This is a genomic window from Microbacterium sp., from assembly GCF_032084865.1.
Lineage (GTDB): Bacteria > Actinomycetota > Actinomycetes > Actinomycetales > Microbacteriaceae > Microbacterium.
The window spans coordinates 44,801-46,843 of the sequence record NZ_DAMDLU010000006.1 but is presented as its reverse complement, the minus strand read 5'-3'; the positions used below and the strand labels follow the sequence as shown (position 1 = coordinate 46,843).

General features: G+C 72.1%; 2 protein-coding genes. Both read left to right on the top strand.

Translation table 11 applies throughout. From position 1 onward, the window contains the following. The coding region (locus RT309_RS01570; RefSeq protein ID WP_313354696.1) for a trypsin-like peptidase domain-containing protein at positions 1–1,421 on the top strand (1,421 nt) is incomplete at its 5' end. A gap of 55 nt (positions 1,422–1,476) precedes the next feature. Beyond that, the coding region (locus tag RT309_RS01565; protein WP_313354695.1) for a CDP-glycerol glycerophosphotransferase family protein at positions 1,477–2,043 on the top strand (567 nt) is incomplete at its 3' end.

The following is a 2,043-nucleotide window of genomic DNA, read 5'->3' as shown; positions in this document are numbered from 1 at the left end:
AGCCGCAGCCCGGCGCCGCCCACCCGGGCGCCGCTCCGTACGGCGCCGCCCAGCCGGGTGGCACTGCATACGGCGCCTCCCAGCCAGGGATGCCCCTGCCCCCGCACCCGACGGGATCGTCGTCGCCCTCCGAGCAGCCGACGCTCAGCCTCGACCCGACGCTGGTCGCCGCGCCGGCCGCGCCCGCCGCACAGACCGGATCGCACGATCCCGGGCAGAGGAAGGGTGGCGCACCGGTGAAGGTCGCCGGCCTGATCCTCGCTGCGGCGCTCGTCGGCGGAGTCGCCGGGTTCGGCGGCAGCGCCATCGGCACGGCCGTGTTCGACCGGCCCGCATCGGAGTCGGCGACCGGGCCGCAGAGCGTCACCGTCAACAACCCCGGCTCGGTCAACGAGACCACTGCCATCGCCACCGAGGTGCTGCCGTCGGTGGTCACGATCGAGGTCGCGGGATCGAGCGAATCGGGCAGCGGATCCGGGGTGATCCTCGACAAGCAGGGTCACGTGCTGACCAACACGCACGTGGTCACCCTCGGCGGCGCGGCCGCCGACCCGACGATCCGCGTCACGACCTCCGACGGTCGCATTTTCCAGGCGAGCGTCGTCGGCACCGACCCGGTGTACGACCTCGCCGTCATCAAGCTCGAGGGTGCGAAGGATCTCACGCCGATCGAGATGGCCGATTCGAGCAAGCTCAACGTCGGCGACACCGCCGTCGCGGTGGGCGCCCCGCTCGGCCTGTCGAACTCGGTCACCACGGGAATCGTCAGTGCACTGAACCGCAGCATCGAGGTCGCCTCGTCGGCGCTTCCCGACAGCTCGGCGCAGCCCGACAGCGAAGGCGAGCAGGGCGGCGGCGGCAACCCGTTCCAGTTCGACATCCCGGGCATGGGCCAGCAGCAGGCGAAGCAGTCGATCTCGATCTCCGTGATCCAGACCGACGCGGCCATCAACCCCGGCAACTCGGGCGGTGCGCTCGTCGACAGCAAGGGAAGCCTGATCGGCATCAACGTCGCGATCGCCACGGCCGGCGGCTCGTCGTCCTCGAGCGAGGCCGGGTCCATCGGCCTCGGCTTCGCGATCCCGTCGAACATCGCCAAGCGGGTCGCCGACGAGATCATCGCCGACGGCGCAGCCACCCACGGTCTGCTGGGCGCCACCGTGCGCAACGCGTCGAGTGTGAAGGACGCGTCCGTCGCCGGCGCTGTGATCGACACCCCGACCCCGGGCGGTGCGGCGGAGGCGGCCGGCCTCCAGCGCGGAGACGTCGTCACCCGGTTCAACGGCGTGCCGATCACCAGTGCCAGCGACCTCACCGCTCAGGTGCGCGCCGCGGCCGCCGGCAGCGACGCGACGCTGAGCTACGTCCGCTCCGGCAAGACCTACGAGGCGAAGGTGACGCTCGGTGAGCTGAAGCTCTGAGCTCGGCCCAGCCGACTCCCCGAGAAAGGACGTCGCCCCGCGATAGGCTCGCGAGGTGGCGTCCTTCTCATTCGGCTCCGGCAACGCGGCGAAGCTGCTCGGGATGCCGCTGTATGCCGCGGGACGTATCGCAGCGCTGCTGATCCCGCGCGGCGACCGATGGGTGTTCGGCTGCGGAGCCGGCGTCGGCGACGGAGCCCTCGCGCTGTACCGCGTCGCGGCCGACGAGGGGCACCGCGTGCTGTGGCTCGCGCGTTCCGCCCGGGATGCCGATGACGCCAGGTCCCTGGGCATCCGCACCGTTCCGCGCGAGGGCATCCGCGGCTGGTGGGCGACGATCCGCGCCGGCGTCATCGTCGTCACGCACGGGCTCGGAGACGTGAACAGATACGGCAGCAGCGACGCGTTCGTCGTGCAGCTCTGGCACGGCATCCCGCTCAAGCGCATCGGGCTCGACTCGCCGATCACCGCGCAGGTTCCCCCGGGAATCCCCGGCGCCGCTGTGCTGCGCCGGGTGCTGACGGCGATGTACCGCGGCGCGGCGCAGCGCATCCAGGTGCTGCCCGCCGCATCCCATCGCTCCCGCGGCCGGCTGGAATCGGCCTTCGGGCTCGGCGACGAC